The organism is Porphyromonas loveana (assembly GCF_003096695.1).
In the GTDB taxonomy this organism is placed as follows: Bacteria; Bacteroidota; Bacteroidia; order Bacteroidales; family Porphyromonadaceae; genus Porphyromonas; species Porphyromonas loveana.
Window position 1 is genome coordinate 116,611 of the sequence record NZ_QEKY01000006.1, and the last position, 22,620, is coordinate 139,230.

Sequence of the window (22,620 nt, forward strand, 5' to 3'; positions counted from 1 at the left end):
CCACAGCCATGAAAAGGGAAGAGAGAAACAATCCGGTGGTCAACAAGGCCGTGAGACACTATCGCATCGTAGGTGCGATCATGATTCTGGTATTACTCGTTGTCTTTGCAAAGGTTCTGAAGACGATCTTTGTTGAGGGCGACAAATGGCGCGCTATAGGGGAGACACTACACCGCCCCGAACCTGTGGATCTGGCTCCCATCCGAGGCAATATATACGCTGCAGACGGACGCGCAGTAGCCATCACTGCTCCGTACTATCGTCTCTACTTCGACTTTCAGGCAGAGCCCATCAAACTCCTCAAGCCGGACAGTTTGAACAAACTTCTCGACACCCTTGCACTGAGCATCAGCCGCAAGCTATCGACTTCATCTGAGAGCATACGTCCTGCCGACCTGAAGAAAAACTGGCGACAGGGCATGGCTAAGAAAAGCCGCTACTGGCCGGTGATCAATAAGGACATATCCTACCTGCAGATGAAGGAGCTATACGATATGCCTCCATTGGCAGCCGTACCTCGCAAAGGCCTCGGCCCCATCCCCCGCAGCATTCGGCCTGAAGAGAAAGCCAAGCGCATGATGCCTTTCGGCTCGCTCGGCAGTCGCACCATCGGCAGTGTTTATGGCTCGATGGATGAAGGGCTCTCACAAGGGAAAAACGGCATTGAGCTACACTATGACTCCCTGCTCAGAGGCGAGATTGGCAAGGGATCGCGCATCTATGTGGGCGGGCGGCGCATCTTGAATACGATAGATCCGCCCAAGCGAGGCTGCGACGTGTACACAACGCTGGATATGGATATGCAGAGCATCGTGGAGGTAGAGCTTCGCAATAAGCTCGAAGAGGTGATGGGAGAGAGCGGCACCGCAATCCTGATGGAGGTGGCAACGGGACAGATCAAGGCTATCACCAATCTCCAACGCACAGCATCAGGCGGCTACATAGAGGCCAAGAACTATGCCGTATCGGATATGTCGGAGCCGGGCTCTACGTTCAAGACTGTCTCGATGATGGTCGCTCTCGATGCCGGAGTCGTACATCCGAATGATATTATCGAGACAGGTAATGGTCTCTTCTCCGTGGGCAAACGCGTAGTGCGCGACCACAATGCACACAAAGGCGGATACGGCTCGATCACAGCAGCGCAGACCATCTGGTATTCCAGCAACGTGGGCGTGTCCAAAATAATCCTCAAAGGTTTCGCTCACGACCCGGACAAGTATGTGGAAGCTGTACGACGCACCGGCATCACTGACAAATTCGATCTGGAAATTCCGGGCGAAGCTCCCGCCGTTGTGCGCAAGCGCGCCGACAATCCCGACCGTTGGTACGGCACTACACTGGCATGGATGTCATTCGGATATGAGACACAGATCCCTCCCATCCACACGTTGGCTTTCTACAATGCCATCGCCAATGGCGGGCGCTTGATGCGTCCCTATTTCGTAACCAAAGTGATGGACAAGGGCGAAGTGATTCGGGAGAATAAACCCACCGTCATGCGCGACTCCATCTGCAAGAGATCTACTCTGCTGGCCATACAGGATATGCTCACCAATGTCGTGACCAAAGGCACCGGAGCACCCGTCAAGAGCCCGACTGTGAACATCAGCGGAAAGACGGGTACGGCACAGATATCACAGGGCAAGGGGGGGTACCATGCAGGTGGCACGATGCACTTAGTTTCCTTCTGCGGCTACTTCCCCACTGAGAATCCGCGCTACACCTGCATGGTCGTGGTGCGTGGCCCCCGCGGTGTGTATCCGTCGGGTGGTGGTGTGTCCGGGGCAGTGGTACGCCAAATAGCAGAAAAACTGCTTGCCATTCAAGAGCCTGAACCCTTCGATACGGTGAGTCCGTTACCAAACATCAAGCTCTTACCCTGGGTGAGTGCCGGACAACGAGAGCCAATCGTATCCACCTTACAGGCTCTGAAGGTCCCCATCAAAGACGTTTCAGCATCGGGCAAAAGCAGATGGATACGCCCTACGGAGGAAAACGAAAAGATCGGACTGAGAGTCATGAGCCAAGCACAACGAGGCGTAATGCCCAATGTAATCGGCCTCTCGGCTCAGGATGCGCTCTATATGCTCCAACTATCAGGACTCAAGGTGAGGACTAACGGATGGGGACACGTAGTGAGACAATCCATTAACTACGGAACGAAAGTGAGCCAGGGACAGACTGTAGTAATAGACCTATCAATGTAATTTGAAAGAATGAAGCTCGAACATTATATAGCTGAGTTGCACCCGACTGCCGTCCACGGCAATACAGGTCAAGAGATCGGGGAAGTGGTATCAGACTCTCGCAAGGCGACCGCCGGTTCGCTCTTCGTTGCCGTGCGTGGCACACAGGCCGACGGGCACACTTATATACCACAGGCAATCGCTCAGGGAGCAACAGCTTTTGTCGTAGAGGTCTTGCCGTCAGAAATGCCGGAGGATTGCTGCTTCATCTGCGTTGGTGATACGGCGGAAGCCTTGGCTTCTCTGGCATCAACACACTATGGCCACCCTTCGCGAGCACTCACCCTCATTGGTGTGACCGGCACCAATGGGAAGACGACTGTAGCTACACTACTCTACCGTCTCTTCCGCCAACTCGGGTACAAAGTCGGGCTGGTGAGCACCGTATGCAACTATATTGAAGAGCTTGCTGTACCGGCTACACATACTACCCCGGAGCCCCTGGCGCTAAATGCCCTCTTTCGACAGATGGTAGATGCCGGCTGTACGTATGCATTTATGGAGGTCAGCTCGCATGCTGCCGCACAGAAACGAATTGGTGCCCTCGACTTCGATGGCGGCATTTTTACCAATCTCACCAGAGACCACCTCGATTATCATGGGACTGTACTCGAGTATCTGCGTGCCAAAAAGAGTTTTTTCGATGGTCTTGACACCCGCGCTTTTGCACTCGTGAACGCCGATGACAAGAATGGACTAACCATGGTTCAGAATACTCAAGCCCGTATAAAAACCTACGCACTGAAAACTCTGGCAGACTACCGTGCCAAAATAGCAGAAAGGCATATCGACGGAATGGACATGTATATAGGGGATACGGAAGTATTTGTCCGCTTGGTTGGCGACTTCAACGCCTATAACCTCCTCTCAGTCTATGGCGCAGCTTGCGAACTGGGACAAGACAAGGACGAGGTGCTCCGCATTCTATCGGGTTTGACCTCTGTAGATGGTCGATTCCAAACCTTTACTGCACCCCAAGGTTACGTGGCGATCGTGGACTATGCGCACACGCCGGATGCACTCGTCAACGTATTAGAAACCATCCGACCGTTAGCCAAAGGATGCAAGGTAATCACTGTCGTAGGAGCCGGCGGCAATCGGGACAAGGGCAAACGTCCGATTATGGCTCAGGAAGCAGCCCGCAGGAGTGAGCGGCTTATCTTGACCTCGGACAATCCTCGCGATGAAGAGCCGGAAGAAATTATCAGAGAGATGGCTGTGGGTCTGTCAGTCGAAGACAGAAAAAAGACCTTGCTCATCACAGACAGAGCCGAAGCCATACGCACGGCTTGTATGTTGGCAGAGAAAGGTGACTTCATTTTGATTGCAGGAAAAGGGCATGAGACCTATCAAGAGGTACGTGGTGTCAAGCACCACTTTGATGACAGGGAAGTAGTGTGCAACGCTATGTCCGGAGAAACCACTCTTCAATAAAGCATTATAGGAGTTATGTTGTACTATTTATTCGATATTCTGAACGAGCTACACGTCCCGGGGGCGCGTCTGCTTCACTATGTGTCGTTTCGATCGGCAGTGGCTATTATTTTGGCTTTGCTCTTGGCCACTGTTATCGGCAATCGCATTATCGAACGTCTGCGCAAAGCACAGATTGGAGAAACCATCCGTGATCTCGGATTGGAAGGACAGCTCAGCAAGAAAGGAACCCCCACTATGGGAGGCTTGATCATCATCATTTCCATTCTGGTCCCGACGCTCCTGCTCGCGCGGCTTGACAACGTGTACATCCTACTCATGCTCGTAACGACAGTGCTATTGGGTGCATTGGGTTTTTTAGACGACTACATCAAAGTTTTTCGCAAGAATAAAGAAGGGTTGCACGGGCGCTACAAGATCATCGGACAGGTGGCGCTCGGCTTTATCATTGGTCTCGTTCTCTATATGAATCCGGCTGTGGTAATCAAAGAGAACACCGAGGTGCTTAGAGACGGACAAGTCCAGCACGTACACTTCAGCAAAGAAGAAGTGAAATCAACTAAAACAACAATTCCCTTCGTCAAGAACAACAATTTCGACTACGCCGATCTCCTTCCTTTTAAAGGTAAGACGAAGATTGTGTTTGGATGGATTCTCTTCGTCTGCGTAGCGGTATTTGTCGTCACTTTTATCTCAAACTGTGCCAATCTGACAGACGGATTAGACGGATTGGCTACAGGCTCATCCGCGATTATCGGAGTGGTATTAGCCATTTTTGCTTATGTCTCCTCACACATTGAGATGGCCACATACCTAAACATCATGTTCATCCCCGGAGCCGAGGAGCTAACCATCTTTGCCTCGGCATTCGTGGGTGCAACAATTGGATTTCTATGGTACAATGCCTATCCGGCACAAGTATTTATGGGAGATACAGGCAGCCTGACGCTGGGAGGCATCATTGCTGTCTTTGCACTGATCATCCGCAAAGAGATGTTGCTTCCGATCCTTTGTTTCGTGTTTATAATAGAGGGACTTTCCGTCATGATACAAGTAGCCTACTTCAAGCTGACGAAAATGAGGACTGGCAAAGGACATCGCATTTTTAAGATGACCCCGCTGCATCACCATTTCCAAAAACAAGGCAATGCAGGGATAGATGCATGGTTGCAGAAACCATTACGAGCCATGCCGGAATCTAAGATTACAGTTCGCTTCTGGTTGGTAGGTATCATCATGGCTGCCATAACAATAGCTACGCTGAAGATGCGATAGACAACCTAAAAAGAGCCTAAAGAAATGATAGAATCAAGATATGATATAGTTGTGCTTGGTGCCGGAGAGAGTGGTGTGGGAGCTGCATTGCTTGCACAAGCTATGGGGCTGAGTGTCTTCGTCTCGGACTATGGTCGCATAGCACCAAACTATCGCGAAGAACTTGATCGGCATGCTATCCGCTACGAGGAAGGACAGCATAGCGAAGGAGTGATCCTACAAGCCGGAGAGATAATCAAGAGTCCGGGTATTCCTAACACAGCTCCAATCGTCTGCAAGCTATGCGCACAAGGAACGAGCATCGTGTCTGAAATAGAATTTGCAGGACGTTATACAGATGCTTACATGGTATGTATAACAGGAAGTAATGGAAAGACAACAACCACGATGTGGCTATACCACACGCTTCGGAAAGCAGGATTGGACGTAGGGCTCGCCGGCAATGTTGGTTATAGTTTGGCTCGACAAGTGGCTTACGACCCTCACGCCTATTATGTCATAGAGCTCAGTAGTTTTCAGCTGGACAATATGTATGATTTCAGAGCGAATGTGGCGATCCTGCTGAATATAACGCCAGATCATTTGGATCGGTACGACCACCAGTTCGAGCTATATGCCGAAGCTAAAATGAGGATAACACAGAATCAACGTTCTGAAGACTTCTTCATCTACTGGGAGGAAGATCCTTTCATAAGTAAGTGGCTGAAAGAGCATGGTGCAACAGCCTGTTGCCTACCTTTTGCGATGAAACAACAGTCCAATCAGACGACTGCATGGATCAATAACAAGAACGAATTAGTAGTTACGAATCTTAATTCTCCTTTTGCTATGGAAGAGGAACTATTGGTGCTTTCCGGCATGCATAACCGACACAATGCAATGGCTACGTCAATTGCCGCTAAGGCTATGAATATCAAGAATGAGGTTATCCGTGAAGCATTGCAAGACTTCAAAAACGTACCTCATCGATTGGAGAAAATCGCACGAGTAAAAGGTGTGGATTACATCAATGATTCTAAAGCCACGAATGTCAATTCCACTTGGTATGCTTTGGAAAGTGTGAAAACCAAGGTTATCCTCATTTTGGGAGGAACAGACAAAGGGAATGACTACACAGATATTGAAAGCTTGGTACTGTCCAAAGTAGATGGACTTATCTTCCTCGGAGTAGACAATACCAAACTACATAAGTTCTTCGACGGGAAGATTGCTCGCATTGCTGACGCTCGATCCATGCAAGAAGCTGTCTCATTGGCTTATAAAATGGCATCTAAAGGAGATACTGTGCTTCTATCCCCAGCTTGCGCTAGCTTCGATTTATTCCGCAACTATGAGGATAGAGGCGATCAATTCCGTCATGAAGTGTTGAATCTATGACACCCATTGGGATATGATTTGGAAAAAACTGTTTCAAGGAGATAAAACCCTCTGGGTAATATTCTTCTTTCTTGTCGTCATTTCGCTAGTCGAGGTCTATAGTGCTTCAAGCACTTTGGCCTATCAGGGAAGGATGATGACCCCTATTCTGAAGCATACGGCATTTGTCATTCTATCCATTGGAACTATCATTGTTGTCTCACGTTTCAATGCTGTTACACTGAAATACATGGGAGGGGGATTATACTTTATATCCTTGGGCTTGCTAATCATCGCTGCATTCAGTGGAACAAGTATCAATGGAGCCTCTCGATGGATTCCATTGCCTTTCGGGCTTACATTCCAGCCATCTGAAGTGATGAAGATTGCTTTAGTTATGGTTGCGGCTTTCGTATATACGCTATTAGGGCATGTATCTGCAAAAAAACGCTTTGCATGGTTTCTGGTTCTAACTGCGGTCCCTTTACTAATAATCGCGAAGGACAATCTATCGACAGCCATTCTCATTGCCGTTTTCTTCTTCTTTATCTCATGGATAGGATCCGCTCCAAGCAAGTACCTCTTTTGGCTCTGTGTAGTCGGCTTGGGTACAGCTCTCCTTGCTTATCTCTTGTTGCTTACACTACCGGGAGAAACCCTAAGCAAAATCTCGAATCGTGCACCGACATGGAAAAACAGAATAGTCAGTGACCCCGCTCTCAAAGAGATGACTCCAGCGCAACGGGACTCCATGATGTACGTGATCACTGATGACAATTTCCAAGAGTCACATGCAAAAATAGCTATCGCTCGCGGAGGCCTCTTCGGGGTACTACCAGGAAACAGTATAGAAAGAGATATCCTGCCACAAGCATTCTCTGACTATATCTATGCGATCATCATCGAAGAGATGGGATTTATTTTCGGGGGAGTACTTATCCCTCTGGCCTACTTCATCCTTTTTTTTAGGCTTGCTCAATTAGCACAACGAGTCAATAGCCGTTATGAAGGGATGTTATTGATGGGCTTTGGTCTACTATACCTGTTACAAGCGATGTTTAACTTCATCGTGGCATCAGGCATCATCGTGACAGGACAGACACTCCCGCTTATCAGTAAAGGGGGAACTTCCTATCTGATCACTAGCTTGGCCTTTGGAATCTTGATGAGTATATCACGTAGGATATCACAAGAGAACGAGAAAGATGCAGACGAACCAATGATAATTGAGGCGGAAGCTACTGAACTAAACGAACAAGAACCGAATATCGAAGGTGTATGAAGGATGAACTATCAAAACTAAACATCCAACCTCGTTTTATCATAAGTGGAGGAGGAACAGGCGGACATATTTTCCCCGCCGTATCAATTGCCGATGCTCTTCGTCGTCGATATCCGCAGTGTGAGATACTCTTTGTCGGAGCAGAAGGACGAATGGAGATGGAGCGTGTGCCTCGTGCCGGTTATGAAATTGTAGGCTTACCTGTCAGAGGGATCGACAGAAAGAATCTACTATCGAATTACAAAGTGGGCATTGCTCTATTCCGTAGCATGAGGTTAGCTAATAAAACCATTAGGAATTTCCGTCCGGATGTTGTAATTGGTGTTGGAGGCTATGCCAGTGGACCGATCTTAAGCAAAGCTCATTCGTTTGGAATACCAACACTCGTGCAAGAACAAAACAGCTATGCCGGCGTAACAAATAAATTACTAAGCCGTGGCACAGAGAAGATTTGTGTTGCATATCCTGAAATGGAGCGCTTCTTCCCCGCCGAAAAGTTAGTCTTTACAGGAAACCCCATCCGACCTGAAATAGAATTTGGGAGACCAGAGCGAGCAGAAGCATTACGACACTTCGGGTTTGACCAAAACGAACATCCTGTCGTTTTGGTCGTTGGAGGAAGTTTGGGGGCTTTGACCATCAACAATAGTATTACAGACAAACTGGGCAAATGGGCCGAAAGTGGAGTACGCCTCATCTGGCAAACGGGCAAGAACTACATTGAGACTGCAAAAAAAGCTGTCGAAAAGTATCCAAGCCTCAAGTGTTATGTCAATGACTTCATTACCAGAATGGACTATGCATACAGCGCTGCAGATTTGGTTGTTTCGCGAGCCGGTGCATGTTCCATATCTGAGCTTTGTCTTTTGGGCAAACCAACTATCCTTGTTCCCTCTCCCAATGTGGCAGAAGATCACCAAACGAAGAACGCATTAGCCCTATCCACTCGTGATGCTGCTGTAATGATACCTGATGCAAAAGCAGGTGAACTGTTGGTTAATACGGCATTGTCATTAGTGCGCAACCCCGAAGAATTGAGATCGCTCAGCGAGCAGATACGAACACTTGCCAAGCCACAGGCAGCTGATCGCATTGTAGATGAGATTGTGAAATTAGTTCAAAAGCGAAAAGCATAGGAGCATGAAACGGGTCTATTTCATCGGCATTGGAGGTATTGGGATGAGTGCTGTCGCACGCTATTTCGATGCAAAAGGGTTCGGAGTATGCGGATATGATCTGACTCCAAGCCCTATAACGGATCAACTAATCAAGGAAGGTATTGACGTACACTTCTCTGAAGATCTGAATAAGATACCCCAGGAGTTCTTTTCTCCTGCTGATACGCTGATAGTCTACACACCAGCCATACCTGCCGAGCATATAGAGTTATCCTTCTTTGTAGCCAACGGCTATCGCGTCATCAAGCGAGCCGAGATACTCGGAGAGATAACTCGGATGGAGAGAGCCCTATGTGTCGCAGGTACACATGGCAAAACCACAACATCTACTCTGCTAGCACATTTACTTCGACAGAGCCATGTCGATTGCAATGCTTTCCTCGGAGGAATATCCAACAACTACCACTCCAATCTTTTGCTGTCAGACAAGAGTGATTTGGCCGTTGTAGAAGCTGATGAATTCGACCGATCTTTTCACAAACTAACGCCTTACATGGCCATCATTACTTCTGCAGATCCTGATCACTTAGACATATATGGAACCGCAGCAAACTATCGCGAAAGCTTCGAACACTTCACTTCACTCATACAACCTAATGGAGTACTATTGCTCAAAGCCGGAGCACCAGTAGCTCCACGACTAGCAGAAGGAGTACGTCTGTTTACATATTCTTGCGACGATATACGGGCAGACTATTATGCATCGGACATTAGTATTCGAGAAGGACGTATGTTTTTCTCATGGCACTATCCTGAAGGTTGTCTCAGGGATGTAGAACTCGGTGTGCCTGTTCGCATCAACGTAGAGAATGCCGTTGCAGCTATGGCCATTGCACACCTCAATGGAATCACTCTTAATGAGCTACGCGTAGGAATAGCTTCTTTCAGAGGATCGCATCGTCGGTTTGAAAAGGTTTTAGAGACAGAGCGTGTTACCCTCATTGACGACTATGCACATCATCCTGTGGAGCTGGATGCTGCTATCAACTCCGTGAGAGAGTTGTATGCAGGCAAGCGTATCATGGGAGTTTTCCAACCACACCTGTATAGTAGAACGGCCGATTTCTACCAAGACTTTGCTCGTAGTCTCTCGTTGTTGGACGATGTGATTCTATTAGATATTTATCCGGCAAGGGAACTTCCCATACCCGGGATTACGAGTCGCATCATTCTGGACTTGATTGAGCATTCCCAGAAAGCCTTGGTAACGAAGGAGGAGCTCTTACCCTACCTACAACATCATACGATTCCGGACGTAGTTCTTATTCTGGGTGCAGGCGACATTGATCGTTTAGTCTCTCCAGTCAAACAATTTTTCCAATCTCTATGCTGAAGAAGGTCCTCTACATACTCGGTTTCTTTCTCGTCTTGAGTTACCTCGTCGCAACTGTCATCCACTTCTCTGATTACAGCGATGGCGTACGTTGTTCCGGATTGGAAGTACGTGTGGCAGGAAAAACTAAACATGCTTTCATGCAGCAGTCCGACGTGGAGCGTGACCTCAAACGTTTGGGTTTCACACCAAATGGCAAGCCATTAGACTCTGTCAATCTCCATCAAATGGAAAATAAACTGCGCGCCAACACTCTTTTTCGCGGAGCAGAGCTCTATGTATCACCATCAGGACGTTTGTATCTGACTGTTGAGCAGAAGGATCCGCTCTTTATGGTTATACGCTCCGACACATCTTTCTATGTCTCCTCTGACAGAAGTGTCATCATTCCCAATCTACAGTATGCAGCTCCAGTACTATTGGCTTCGGGACAAATTCCCCTATCACTGGCCACGGGTTCACTCTTCGACCTTATCACACTGATCAGTGATGACCCTTTTTGGACTAATTTTTTTGCCCAAGTATATGTTCCGGACAATGGTCAGATCATATTGGTGCCACGCGTAGGAAAAACTGAGATAATCATCGGAAGCACCCCCAATTGGGAAGAAAAATTATCCAACCTTCGTCTTTTTATGGATAAAGCTATTCCAAAATATGGATGGGACACATTTAAAACATTAAATTTGGAGTTCAAAGACCAGGTCATTGCCACACCTTTTACATCTTCTCCTCTATATCCTGCTGCAGCACTTGTGCCGATGCAGTAGTCTGGAAAAGACGATACTAGTGGACAGGTCTCAACATTATTTATAATGAGCAATATGAATAAAACCTTTGCTGTCATCGATCTTGGTAGTTGGACTATCCGAGGTATGGTAGCTCGCAAGTTAGAGGATGGGCGTGTCTCACCTATCGCTTTTCACGAAGAGCCTGCCAATAATTGCATACGTCATGGGTGCGTACACAATATAGACGATGCCGCAGCCATCATCAGACGGCTCGTCAGCCAACTCAATGAATCTGTCGAAGACAATACTCATATTACGTCGCTATACGTAGGTGTTGGAGGCCAGTCGGTCGCTTCGCAAGAGTTCATTGTACGCAAAATAATGGCCCCCGAAGGTGAAGTGGTACGTGCTGAGCACATTGAGTCTCTTTGGGCAGAAATGCGTGGAGCCTCCTTCCCCGACAAGGAAGTTCTGGATGTGACCGAGCCATTATATTATGTGGATGGCAAGCAGGAAATCCAAGCCAAGGGCGTATTCTGTCGCGAACTAGAAGCACGATTCCAACTGATTACAGCCCGTAGATCCGTGAAACAGAACATACGCATAGCAGTAGAGGAACGACTCGGACTCCGTCTTGCAGGCGTGCTGGTAACTCCGCTGTGCGAAGCACAAGTGTTGCTATCCGATGACGAACTCACACTTGGATGTTGCTACGTTAATATTGGTGCCGGCTGCACTTCTGTATCTATCTATAAGAATCGCTTGCTTGCTATGTTGCGTGTCCTTCCCATGGGTGGATACAATGTTACTCGCGACCTCACCAGTCTCCGACTCACTGAACCGGAAGCCGAAAATATGAAGCTCAACCATGTTTCTATGGCGAACGACACTGCATCCAACGGATCATTCCGGATGACATTCCCCGACAAATACTCCGAAAGAGAGTTTCGTTCGTCCGAAGTCAATCGATTGGCGAAAGCCCGTATGGACGAGATTACAGCCAATTATCTCAACATCATTCGTCTCTCCGGTCTGTTGGAAGACCTCGGAGCCGGAATAGTCCTTAACGGTGGCGGAGCAAAGATCCACAATTACACGACTGCAATAAAATCCATCCTCGGCGATGTAGCCACAGCGCGCATCCGTATGGATCGTGTTGACACTGACAATGCCATCTCTTTTGACGAAAGCCACACTTCTACCATCGGCCTGGTCTATAGAGCTACACAGCCAAGCACGGACTACATTACCACCAATCTTGATGAACTCATAGACAACGTGGAAGAAAATACGGAACCGACCGAGCACAAACATCAGAGCGAATTATTCCCACAGGACAACATACAGATGGAAAGAGGCGACACCACCTCATTCCGGTCAAGTACTCCTTCTCCCTCGTCGGAGCTAAAAACAGAACCCAGAAAGAAGGAAAAGACCGGTCCCTCTTTCAAGGATCGTTTTCAATCTTTGTTCACAAGGGTTGGCAACCTATTCGACGAAGATACTAACCCCGATAATGAAAATAGATAGATATGGAAGACGAACTGCTCACTTTCAACTATACAGATTCCGGCCTACCTGTCATTATCAAAGTAATCGGAGTAGGTGGCGGCGGCGGCAATGCTGTCAAGAATATGTACCACGGCCGTGTACGTGACGTTTCTTTCCTGCTCTGTAATACCGACCTACAGGCGCTCGACAGAAGTGAGGTGCCGGATCGTCTCGTCCTCGGGCGTGAAGTGACCAACGGATTAGGAGCCGGCAGCCGCCCCGAGGTGGCACGCCGTGCAGCCGAAGCCAGTGAAGCCGACATTCGCAAGCTGTTAGATGACGGCCACACACGCATGGTCTTTGTCACTGCCGGTATGGGAGGTGGTACGGGTACGGGTGCAGCACCTGTCATCGGACGCATTGCACGCGAATTGAACATACTCACAGTCGGTATCGTAACCATTCCTTTTGTCTTCGAAGGTAAGCGGAAGATTATCCAAGCTCTCGAGGGTGTGGAAGAAATGCGTAAGAATGTTGATGCCCTCCTTGTTGTCAATAACGAACGCCTCCGTATCATCTATAAAGATCTAAAACTGGACAATGCTTTTGCCAAGGCAGACGAGACGCTCACCAATGCCGCTAATGGTATTGCCGAGATGATTATGAAAGAGGGAACCATCAACCTCGACTTTGCCGATGTGCACACGACACTCAAGGACGGTGGTATCGCCATTATCAGCACGGGCTACGGTGAAGGGCCGGATCGTATGCAGCAAGCCATCAATGAGGCCCTCACCTCGCCGTTGCTCAACAACAACGATATTTTCAAGGCTCGACGTGTACTCTTCAATATCTATCAAGGAGCCGAAGATCCTCTGGGCACGGACGAACTCTCAGCTATCAACGAGCTTACGGCCAAGATAGAGACAGGTTTCGACACCATCTGGGGTTACACCACCGATCCGGAGCTCGGCAAGAAGGTCAAAATCACGATCCTTGCGTCCGGATTCGACTTGGACACTACCCGCGAGAGCATCCGTCTGGGAGACAATCTCAGCGGAGGCATCACCGACCCCATATCCTCGCGTGAAATAGAGACACAGAACGAACGAGACAACGATCTCATCAATCGTTATTATCGTCCGGATGAGTTGGAGAAGGTGAAGGTCGTAGATTTCAAACCCGTCATTCTCAATCTGGACGAATTGGACAACGACGAACTGATCATGGCTCTCGAAGAAAAGCCGGCCTACAACCGCACGGGTGCCCTTCTTTCGCGCATAGACAACATCCGTATGCGCATAGCCGAGGCAGCAGGCCGACTTAGGAGAGAAGCTCCTCAGCCCGCAGAGGCAGAACACCCCGAACCGGAAAACGACAGACCGGGGACAACGACTATTTCTTTTAACTAAAGCAACTCACATGGATTACTTAGAAATTATCAGCAACGATATCAAGGCCGCCATGCTTGCTCGTGACAAAGTTCGTCTCGAAGCGCTGCGCGGAGTGAAGAAAGAGTTCCTCGAAGCCAAGACAGCCAAGGGAAGTGACGGACAGCTCACAGCCGAGACTGCGCAGCGAATTATGCAAAAGATGGTCAAGCAACGCCGCGAAAGCGCAGCCATATTCGTCGAAAACGGGAGACCCGAGCTCGCCGAGCCGGAACTGGCAGAGGCAACTGTAATAGAAAACTATCTGCCTAAGCAACTTTCACGCGAAGAACTCATCCCCATTCTCAAAGAAATCATCGAACGCTTGGGCGTAACCGATGCCAAGATGATGGGTAAGGTAATGGGCGTAGCCTCCAAAGAACTTGCGGGTCGTGCCGAGGGCGGAGTCATCAGCGCAGTGGTAAAGGACCTACTCGGATAGGATAAAAGTCACAAGCAACACGCGACAACAAGAATAAAAAGCAGACAGCAGCGTAATCCTCTATTACGCTGCTGTCTGTTTTTTTGTACTCTGCGAAAATGAGTAAGTGTGATCGTACTGATCCCATTACAGGAGCATACCTGTTATATAGGTGTCCTCAAAACTCCACCAAGAGACGGAGATTGAATTGACGACGCGTCAGATAGTTCGGCACGGCATACTGCTGTTGATAGGCATCCGACACCCAGTAATAGGAATTGACGTTGGTCATATCGAAAAGATTGAAGAGGTCTGCACCGATATAGGCAGCCTTCATCTGAGAAAATAGTTTGCTCCGTCGCACAAAGGCATCGTCGGCATCCAGCCATTTGTACATCATACCCAAGTCCACACGCTTATACGCCGTAGAGGAGAAAGCCGGCTGGCTCAAGCCCTTGCTCGGATTGAGCTGAGGCAAACCGCCGCTCAGTGCAGCGCGAAGCGTGGCGGTGATGCGTTTATTGCCCGGCACATATTCCTGCAAGAAGAAGGAGAAGTTATAAGTCGGTGCGTTCATCAGCGGCAACGAACCGTATCCGTCCAAATTCTGTCGAGACTTCATGATCGAGGCCGTGATCCACGAGTCCACACCCGGCACTAGTTCGCCGAAGAGCTTCAAATCTATACCCGTGGCATATCCTGTACCGATGTTTTCTCCCAAGTAGCGGATCTTCACATTCTCAATAATGTACGGATTGATATTGAAGAGGCTCTTGTAATAAGCCTCTGCCGTGAATTTATAATTGCGACCGCCCATTTCGAAGGTATAGTCCAGCCCTCCCAAGAGATGGAAAGCACCCTGCGAACGAATCTTGTCGTTGAGAACTACGATATTATTGCCGTCGGCATCCTGATGCGTCTGCCGCAACTCCTTATAGAAAGGAGCTTGATAGTAGAGACCGGCAGCGGCACGGATCACCAGATTGGGACGGTTCTCCGGCGAATACCTCATGCTGATGCGTGGACTGATGAGCAATTCCTGGTTGAAACTCCACCACGAAGCTCTGATACCCGGGATGAGCGAGAAGGTGCCGCCCCCTGTGCTGAAATTGAACCTGTCCTGCACGAATGCCGACACTCGTGTACCTGTCATCTCGGTATCGGCAAAGAGGTTGCTGTACATCAGGAGCACAGCCTCCGAATGCGGCAGGTTGTAACCCACGGAGTCCCTCCGTTCCCATTCGCTTATGTGGTCGGTTATCTTCTCCATCTGGGCAGAGAGTCCCGCCTGCAAGCGGTGCTTGTCGTTGAGCTTGAGCTCGCCCCTATAGCCCACGTTCACCACGCGGTAGTTCAGGCGGTTGCGAGCGTGCTCATGATTGCGCCCTATGCCCAGTGCATTGGGGGAGTCGGAGGATGAAGACGACGAGCTGCTGCCACCGGCATCCAATTGTACGTCGTTAAGGAAGTACTCGCCGCGGATGTCATAGGTCTCACGCTCGTTGCTATTGAAGGCCGAGAGGGTAAGCGAATGCCGTTGCTTCTCGTCCGGCACGAGGTTCAGGCTCAATGCACCGAAGGTAGTCAGGAAGAGGTCTTGCTCCTGTCCGTCGAAGTAGATCTTCAGCTTTTTCGTATCACTCAGCGTCCCAAAGCTTGTCTCTCTCGTCTGGGGAATAAATGTATAGCGTGTGCGGGAGATATTGCCAAGGAAGTTCACCGAGAAGTTGGGACTAAAGCTGTAGGTCATGAAAGTTTGGCCGTCTACATACACAGGGTCGTACTCCGCCTCCGTATCGGTAGAACCGAGCAGAGACTTGGCGCTCTTGTAACGCAACCCCGTGATCTGGCTGAAGCGTCCTGCACTGCTCCCGTAGTACAAGCTCGACTGCAGCATACCGAGAAGGATGGCTCCCTCTTTCTCTTGAGGCTGTTTGTAGCGAATGTCCAGCACCGACGACATCTTGTCCCCATAGTCCGCCGTGAAACCTCCTGCCGAGAACTGTACCGACTGGGTGAGGTCGGGATTCACAAAGCTCAATCCCTCCTGCTGTGCCGAGCGTACAAGCAACGGACGATACACCTCTATACCGTTCACATAGACCATATTCTCATCGTAGCTCCCCCCGCGCACCGAGTACTGGCTACTGAGCTCATTGTTCTGCGTTACGCCCGCATAGGTGCTGATGAGCGACTCCACACCGCCCGTAGGTCCTGCATTGACGCGAATGTCCTTCGTGCTCACACGCTCCATCGTATTGAGCCTGCGGCGAGATGCCTGCACCGTCACGCTCTCCAGCTCTATATCGGCATCGGCGAGACGCACATTGAGGCGCACATCTTGAGTAAGGGAAGGCATGCTGCGACTCACCCCCGTATAGCCCATCGAGCTAAACTCGATGGTAACACTGTCCGTCGTGGACTGCATCCGAAATTCGTAGTATCCTTTCAGATTGGTCGTCGCTCCTGTCCCAGTTCCACGGACTTTAACCCCTGCAAAGGGGATGGGCTTGTCCTCACGATCGAGCACATAGCCCGATATCCTCACAGTCTGAGCCACCATCGCAGCAGAGCACAAGAGCATGAGGAATAGGATGAGAGAGCATCGGTATAGTACGCTCGGCATCATATTCTTACAGAGAAATACTTGCATCATTATATGATAACGTATGAAGGAGTCCGATTCGTTTGTCTGTATCATGTGTACAGGCAAATCTCACCCCAATATGGAACAAAGATAATGCCGATCCCTCATTTCTAAAACCGTGGTTCGCATTTTTGGTGGTTAAGTTCGGTATTTTAGCGTTTTCCGATTTTGAATTCCACACACAGGTAATTCCCCTCCGAACTCCTTTCTACTCACCATTTTAGATCGTGACTGTACGGATTCAAGCAGCCGATTCCGAGCGCATGAAAGATCGCCTGCTTTAGGTATTTTCAAGTCTTGTGCCCCTTTACCCACCTAAAATCGGCCTTTGCAAAGTCTCTAAGGGAGTACCTTTGCCGCCGATAGCGAAATTGCTATCGACAAAACTCTAACCGTAATTCTTTTCTAAAAACAAAAACATGAGAAAATCTAACCTTTTATGCTCGCTAACCATTGTGCTCGCACTCTTCGGTTCAGCGCACAAGACCTCAGCACAAGCGCGGGTATCGCTCCCCTATTTGGAGAGCTTCGACGAAAATGTCCCCGACACTTGGACAGTCCTCGACAAAGATGGAGATGGAGAAAAGTGGGGATTCTTCAAATCATCTCCGGGTTGGGAATCACATTCAGGTAATGGCATGTTAATATCCTATTCTTTTTTCGGCGGATGGCCGTTGGAGCCAGACAATTGGCTCATATCTCCCGATGTATCCGGAGCCACACAAGTGCGGTACTTCTACACCGTCAATGTTACCCACCCGGGCGAGCACTACGCTATCATGGCCTCCTCCACAGGGATGGATATGGAGGACTTCTCTGTCGTCTTTGAGGAGACAGCCAGAGGCTCTGCCTACGGACAAGGCTTACGCTACGACGGCATCAGTCCGAAAGATGGGATGCGCCCACAAGGGCCTTGGGTGGAGCGTACCATAAACCTACCGAGCGACACCAAGTATGTAGCCATCCGCCACTACAACTGTACGGATCAGAACTTCTTCCAATTGGATGATATAGAATTCTCGAACGGTATGTCCCCCATCAATCTAAACCCCATACAGAATCTGACTACGCTGGCCCAAGGACATAACGTAACGCTCTCATGGGAAGCTCCTGCACAGAAAAAGGCAGTAGAGGTGCTGAATGAAAGCTTCGAATCAGCAGAACTCCCCGATGGATGGAAGCTGATTGATGCCGATGGAGACGGACACAATTGGCGTTCGGCCAAGGACATTTTCATGGTTCACTACCATAGCGGAGAAGGTGCTTTCTGTAGTGATTCGTGGATTTCGGGCTGGTCAGGCAAGCCTGCTCTGGAGCCAAACAATTATCTTGTAACACCCCACATCACAATACCGACCAACGCAAAACTCAGCTATTGGGTGTCATCACAAGACACCCATCCTGCCGAGCACTACGGAGTATTCCTTTCATCGACTGGAAATGAGGAAAGCGACTTCACGACCAAGCTATTCGAGGAGACGCTCGGCAGTGAGGAAGAGACCGACTCGAACATGTCCAAAGAGGAAATTGCAGGACGCCCCAATACGTCTTGGCAGCTAAGGGAAGTAGATCTCTCGGCCTACGCCGGACAAGAGGTCTATCTGGCTTTCCGTCACTTTGATTGCACAGACCTCTTCCGCATGTATTTGGACGACGTGGTCGTATCAGGCGAAGAAACGACACAGAGCTATACATATACAATCTATCGTGACAACACGGTGATCAAGGAAGCCCTATCCGAAACCACCTATGTGGACGAAGGGGTGGAGACCGGCTCACACAACTACTGTGTGGAGGTGAAGTATACGAACGGAACCTCTCCAAAAGTATGTAAGGAGGTCGAAATCTCTGACAATCCATTAGCCCCCGTACAGAATCTGACAGTCTCCATAGACAAGAAGAAAGTGAGTCTCTCGTGGGAGGCACCTGCGTCTTTGGTTCTGCATGAGAGCTTTGACACAGAGACATTGCCGGCGGGATGGAAGCTGATCGACGGAGATAACGACGGCTTCGCTTGGGAGTCGACCATCGATGTACACAATACAGGTACACACTCGGGCAAAGGAGCCATGTTTAGCCGCTCATGGGTTGGTCAAGCCAAACCCGACCTCCATCCCGACAACTACCTCATCACTCCTCAGTTCACAGTACCAGAGGGTGGAGCGCTGGTGTACTGGATCTCCTCTCAAGACCAGTGGCAGAATGAACACTACGGCGTATTTCTCTCTACCACGGGTAGCGAAACCACAGACTTCACCACCAAACTCTTCGACGAGACATTGGGCGGAAACAAACCCTCCAAATCTCCCATAGATCAAAAAGTGGCAGGACATCGCCCTCCTGCAGAGTGGAAACAGCGGACAATAGACCTAAGTGCCTATGTCGGACAGGAGGTTTATCTTGCTTTCCGTCACTACGAAAGCTCTGGTATCTTCCGCCTTTACCTCGATGACGTAACTGTGGGACCCGAGATCACATACAATGTCTATCGTGACAACGCACTGATAGCCGAAGGACTCACCTCCACAACTTTCGAGGAAGAAAGACCTAACGGCACATATAATTATTGTGTAGAAGTCAAATACCCCACCGGCGTCTCGCCCAAGGTGTGCAAGGAGGCTGTCGTCAATGAGACGGCTACGTATGCTCCTGTTGAGAATTTGACAGCGACACAAGCCGATGGCAGCATGGATGCCGTGCTGAACTGGACTGCTCCCGTTGCTCCTCAGACTGTATCTCCGGCCTCGGACATGGCAGCCGAAGGTCTCACCACCTATACATACACGGTCTATCGCAACGGAGAACAAATCGCATCGGGCCTATCAAGCACGACTTACCGCGATAAAGATCTGAGCATCGGGAGCTATACCTTCGGCGTAAAAGTGGTTTATCCCGATGGAGAATCTCCCATCGTAACTACCGACTTAATTATAACCGGCTTAGCCGATATAACGGCAGAGAAGCCCTATACCATGACTGTAAACGGCAACACGATCGCAGTGAACTGCCAAGGTGAAGTATCGTTCTTCGATATAAAAGGTCGTCGTCTGAAGGTTGAAAACGGCATGACGGCCTACACAGCACAAACGGGCTTCTATGCAGTCCGCATCGTCGTGGATGGGCAAGTCTATGTGGAGAAAGTATTGATCAAATAGGCCTCATCCTTTGATAGTCAAGATATACCTTAGAGAAGGAGCATAAGTCCATTAGCATTTGCTTCCTTCACTCTCGTTTGTTGAGACTGCGTCGCGATAATGCTTGCGACGCAGTCTCTTCTATAATGGGTATATGGAACTGAATCTTCGCCAATACGTGCCTAAAATCACGAAAAATATGCACCAGAATCAAGTGAAAAATCGCGCCTTTTTCATTTTATTTTGGTGCCATTTATAAAATAAATATGCGCCATTTCAAAAAAGATTTGGCGCGACTTTGCATCTGAATTTGGCGTCAATAATCTCTTCTTTTTCGGCGCGAAAAAAGAAGAGAGCAGGTGAGAAGCTCCCCAAAGAGTAATTGCTCAGGTGCAACACGCACGACAAAAAGAGGGCCGCCGAAGGCCGAAAAACAACGGTACAGGGAGCGGGCTACGCACTCTTTTACTATCTTTACCGCATCGTTATGGCTAATAAGCTATTGATTACGGAAGAAGAGCTGCTGGAAGAATTGCGAGATCCGGCACGGCGGCGTGCGGCCTTTGAGAAGGTAGTACGCCTCTACAACCGTAAGCTATACTGGCAAATACGCCGCATGGTGCTCAGCCACGACGATACGGACGACCTGCTCCAGAACACCTTCATGAAGGCATGGACCGCATTGGACGGATTCCGCGGAGAAGCCAAGCTATCGACTTGGCTCTACAGGATAGCCATGTACGAATCGCTCAACTTCCTCAAAAAGAAAAAAGCCGAGGATGATCTGCACATTTCTATCACGGACGAGAATTCCTACCTGCTCGACAATCTCATGGGCGACCCCTATTTCGATGGGGACGAAGCCGAGACTGCTTTCCAGAAGGCCATTCTGGAGCTGCCCGACAAGCAACGACTCGTCTTCAACCTGCGTTACTACGACGAAATGCCCTACGAGCAGATGGCCGAGCTCACCGGCACCTCTGAGGGAGCACTGAAAGCATCCTATCACCATGCCGTCAAGAAACTCGAACGCTTTTTGTCGCCCGATGATTAAACTTCTAATGACAACCGATCTCTATAATCGTAACTAACAAAACTTGCATGAAACAGCTCGACTCCGATATGAACATCCGCACTAAAGAAGACAGCTCCCGACACTACTCTGTGCCGGACGACTACTTCGCATCCTTCACGGACAAGCTCATGGCACAGATCCCCACCGAGGAGGTGCAAGAGGAGCAGGCTCCCTTGAGGAGACCGCTATGGCACAGACTGCGTCCGGTGCTCTATGTAGCAGCATCGTTCCTGTTGATGCTGGGGGTGTACCAAGCTTTCAATCTCTTTGACACCGGAGCTGATAACAATATAGCACTTCCGACCTCCGCCTCACTTGTGGCTTCGGACTACGGCGACAGCAGATGGAGCGAGGACAGCGACTACAGCGACTTCCTCCACGAGAACAGCGTGGAGACTGCTGCGGACGAATTGGTGCTAACGAACTTTAGCGAATAATCGGGCTACACACACGATACAACCCTTCCTAACGGCATGAAGCAAATTCTCTTTCTCATCATACTGGCAGTCACGATGCCTACCATCGCCACTGCTGCAATACCTCCTTTGGCTGCCGAGGTGAGTTATCAAGCCCCTGAACAGCAGAACAGAAGGTCAGAAATCAGAAATCAACGTAACACTTTCTTCGTGATGGAGCTGGAACTGACACAAGACGAAGCCAAGGCTTTCCTCCCGCTATACAACGAGTTGGACACCAAGCGCTTCGAACTATGGCGGGACATCCGACACAAACGAGCTCTTTTGGAACGTAAGGCCGAACTGACAGACAGCGACATGGAGATGATCATCAACAAGAGCTTGGACAATAAGATAGCCGAAGCCAGACTGGAGAAAGAATACTACTATAAGTTCAAGAAGGTGCTGCCGATGCAAAAAGTGATGGCACTGAGAGCTGCGGAAAGGAAGTTCGCACGACTATTCATCAAGAGTAGTTACGACTGATCCGCCTTTTTACACTACCTTTGGTAGGTTTTTCGACACAATAATTTTTAGCAATGAGTATTTCAGCAAATAAGTTTGTAACCTGCAGCTACGACCTATACGTAGGCTCAGAAGATGAAAGAGAACTGATGGAGCAGGCTACGGCCGAGACTCCTCTTCGTTATATACATGGTATGGGCATGATGTTGCCCGAGTTCGAGAAGAATCTCTACGGTCTTGCGATCGGAGACAAGTTCGACTTCGTACTCACCAGCGAGCAAGCCTACGGTCAGCGTCAGGACGATGCCGTATTGGAATTGCCCAAAGACATATTCAAGAACGAAGAGGGAGTGTTCGACTCCTCCATCGTTTATGAAGGCAATACCGTGCCCATGCGCGATACAGAAGGCAACACCCTCCACGGCTCAGTACTGGAGGTGCGCGAAGATGTTGTAGTCATGGACTTCAACCATCCTTTGGCTGGAGAGACTCTCCACTTTGAAGGCACGATCATTGACGAGCACGAAGCGACGGCAGAGGAGATCGAGCAGTTCTTCGGCGGTCAGTCCGGCTGTGGCTGTGGTAGCGATTGTGGCTGCGGTAGCGAGGGTGAAGGTGGCGGCTGTGGCTGCGGCAGCGGTTGTAGCTGTTAATCTTGTATTAG

The 22,620-nt window shown here is 49.4% G+C and carries 17 protein-coding genes; 16 read left to right on the forward strand and 1 reads right to left on the reverse strand.

Annotated features, from left to right (window positions below):
- Window positions 1-8 precede the first annotated feature (8 nt).
- The 11 genes from C7382_RS04675 to C7382_RS04725 are packed head-to-tail and all read left to right on the forward strand — an operon-like array spanning window position 9 to window position 14,201.
- Window positions 9-2,210 carry a penicillin-binding protein gene (locus C7382_RS04675; RefSeq protein ID WP_116679154.1) on the forward strand — a complete coding sequence of 734 codons (2,202 nt, stop codon included), beginning with the start codon at window positions 9-11 and terminating at the stop codon, window positions 2,208-2,210.
- Between the two features lie 9 nt (window positions 2,211-2,219).
- Entirely contained in the window at window positions 2,220-3,683 is a 1,464-nt protein-coding gene (locus tag C7382_RS04680) for a UDP-N-acetylmuramoyl-L-alanyl-D-glutamate--2,6-diaminopimelate ligase (RefSeq protein WP_116679155.1), read from the forward strand.
- Window positions 3,684-3,698: 15 nt separating this feature from the next.
- Window positions 3,699-4,958: a phospho-N-acetylmuramoyl-pentapeptide-transferase gene (gene mraY / locus C7382_RS04685; RefSeq protein WP_116679156.1), complete on the forward strand. Its 1,260-nt coding sequence runs from the start codon at window positions 3,699-3,701 to the stop codon at window positions 4,956-4,958.
- A gap of 24 nt (window positions 4,959-4,982) precedes the next feature.
- On the forward strand, window positions 4,983-6,335 hold the full coding sequence (gene murD, locus C7382_RS04690; protein ID WP_116679157.1) for a UDP-N-acetylmuramoyl-L-alanine--D-glutamate ligase: 1,353 nt from the start codon (window positions 4,983-4,985) through the stop codon (window positions 6,333-6,335).
- A gap of 13 nt (window positions 6,336-6,348) precedes the next feature.
- Window positions 6,349-7,596: an FtsW/RodA/SpoVE family cell cycle protein gene (locus C7382_RS04695; protein ID WP_116679158.1), complete on the forward strand. Its 1,248-nt coding sequence runs from the start codon at window positions 6,349-6,351 to the stop codon at window positions 7,594-7,596.
- On the forward strand, window positions 7,593-8,732 hold the full coding sequence (gene murG, locus C7382_RS04700) for an undecaprenyldiphospho-muramoylpentapeptide beta-N-acetylglucosaminyltransferase (RefSeq protein WP_116679159.1): 1,140 nt from the start codon (window positions 7,593-7,595) through the stop codon (window positions 8,730-8,732). Before C7382_RS04695 ends, murG begins: the two co-directional genes overlap by 4 nt.
- A 4-nt stretch (window positions 8,733-8,736) precedes the next feature.
- The gene (murC, locus tag C7382_RS04705) at window positions 8,737-10,107 is read left to right on the forward strand and encodes a UDP-N-acetylmuramate--L-alanine ligase (protein WP_116679160.1); all 1,371 of its coding nucleotides are present in this window, start codon (window positions 8,737-8,739) and stop codon (window positions 10,105-10,107) included.
- Entirely contained in the window at window positions 10,101-10,877 is a 777-nt protein-coding gene (locus tag C7382_RS04710; protein ID WP_116679161.1) for a cell division protein FtsQ, read from the forward strand. The genes murC and C7382_RS04710 overlap by 7 nt, the downstream gene beginning before the upstream one ends.
- A gap of 45 nt (window positions 10,878-10,922) precedes the next feature.
- The gene (locus C7382_RS04715) at window positions 10,923-12,368 is read left to right on the forward strand and encodes a cell division protein FtsA (RefSeq protein ID WP_207772703.1); all 1,446 of its coding nucleotides are present in this window, start codon (window positions 10,923-10,925) and stop codon (window positions 12,366-12,368) included.
- A 2-nt stretch (window positions 12,369-12,370) separates the two neighbouring features.
- Entirely contained in the window at window positions 12,371-13,741 is a 1,371-nt protein-coding gene (gene ftsZ, locus C7382_RS04720; RefSeq protein WP_116679162.1) for a cell division protein FtsZ, read from the forward strand.
- Window positions 13,742-13,751: 10 nt separating this feature from the next.
- Complete coding sequence (locus tag C7382_RS04725) at window positions 13,752-14,201, forward strand: GatB/YqeY domain-containing protein (RefSeq protein WP_116679163.1); 450 nt, start codon at window positions 13,752-13,754, stop codon at window positions 14,199-14,201.
- 157 nt (window positions 14,202-14,358) lie between these two features.
- Here the strand turns inward: C7382_RS04725 and C7382_RS04730 are convergent, their stop codons facing one another.
- Window positions 14,359-16,836, reverse strand: a complete 2,478-nt coding sequence (locus C7382_RS04730; RefSeq protein WP_116679164.1) for a TonB-dependent receptor — start codon at window positions 16,834-16,836, stop codon at window positions 14,359-14,361.
- Between the two features lie 410 nt (window positions 16,837-17,246).
- On the opposite strand from C7382_RS04730, the gene C7382_RS04735 reads away from it, so the two are divergent.
- The 5 genes from C7382_RS04735 (at window position 17,247) to C7382_RS04755 (ending at window position 22,609) form a co-directional block, all read left to right on the forward strand.
- Window positions 17,247-19,982: a choice-of-anchor J domain-containing protein gene (locus tag C7382_RS04735; RefSeq protein ID WP_116679165.1), complete on the forward strand. Its 2,736-nt coding sequence runs from the start codon at window positions 17,247-17,249 to the stop codon at window positions 19,980-19,982.
- 466 nt (window positions 19,983-20,448) lie between these two features.
- A complete protein-coding gene (locus tag C7382_RS04740; protein ID WP_116679190.1) occupies window positions 20,449-21,015 on the forward strand; it encodes an RNA polymerase sigma factor in 567 nt (188 codons plus the stop codon).
- A gap of 47 nt (window positions 21,016-21,062) precedes the next feature.
- Entirely contained in the window at window positions 21,063-21,473 is a 411-nt protein-coding gene (locus C7382_RS04745; protein ID WP_116679166.1) for a hypothetical protein, read from the forward strand.
- Between the two features lie 36 nt (window positions 21,474-21,509).
- Complete coding sequence (locus tag C7382_RS04750) at window positions 21,510-21,977, forward strand: hypothetical protein (RefSeq protein WP_116679167.1); 468 nt, start codon at window positions 21,510-21,512, stop codon at window positions 21,975-21,977.
- Between the two features lie 53 nt (window positions 21,978-22,030).
- Complete coding sequence (locus tag C7382_RS04755; RefSeq protein ID WP_116679168.1) at window positions 22,031-22,609, forward strand: FKBP-type peptidyl-prolyl cis-trans isomerase; 579 nt, start codon at window positions 22,031-22,033, stop codon at window positions 22,607-22,609.
- The last annotated feature ends 11 nt before the right edge of the window (window positions 22,610-22,620 follow it).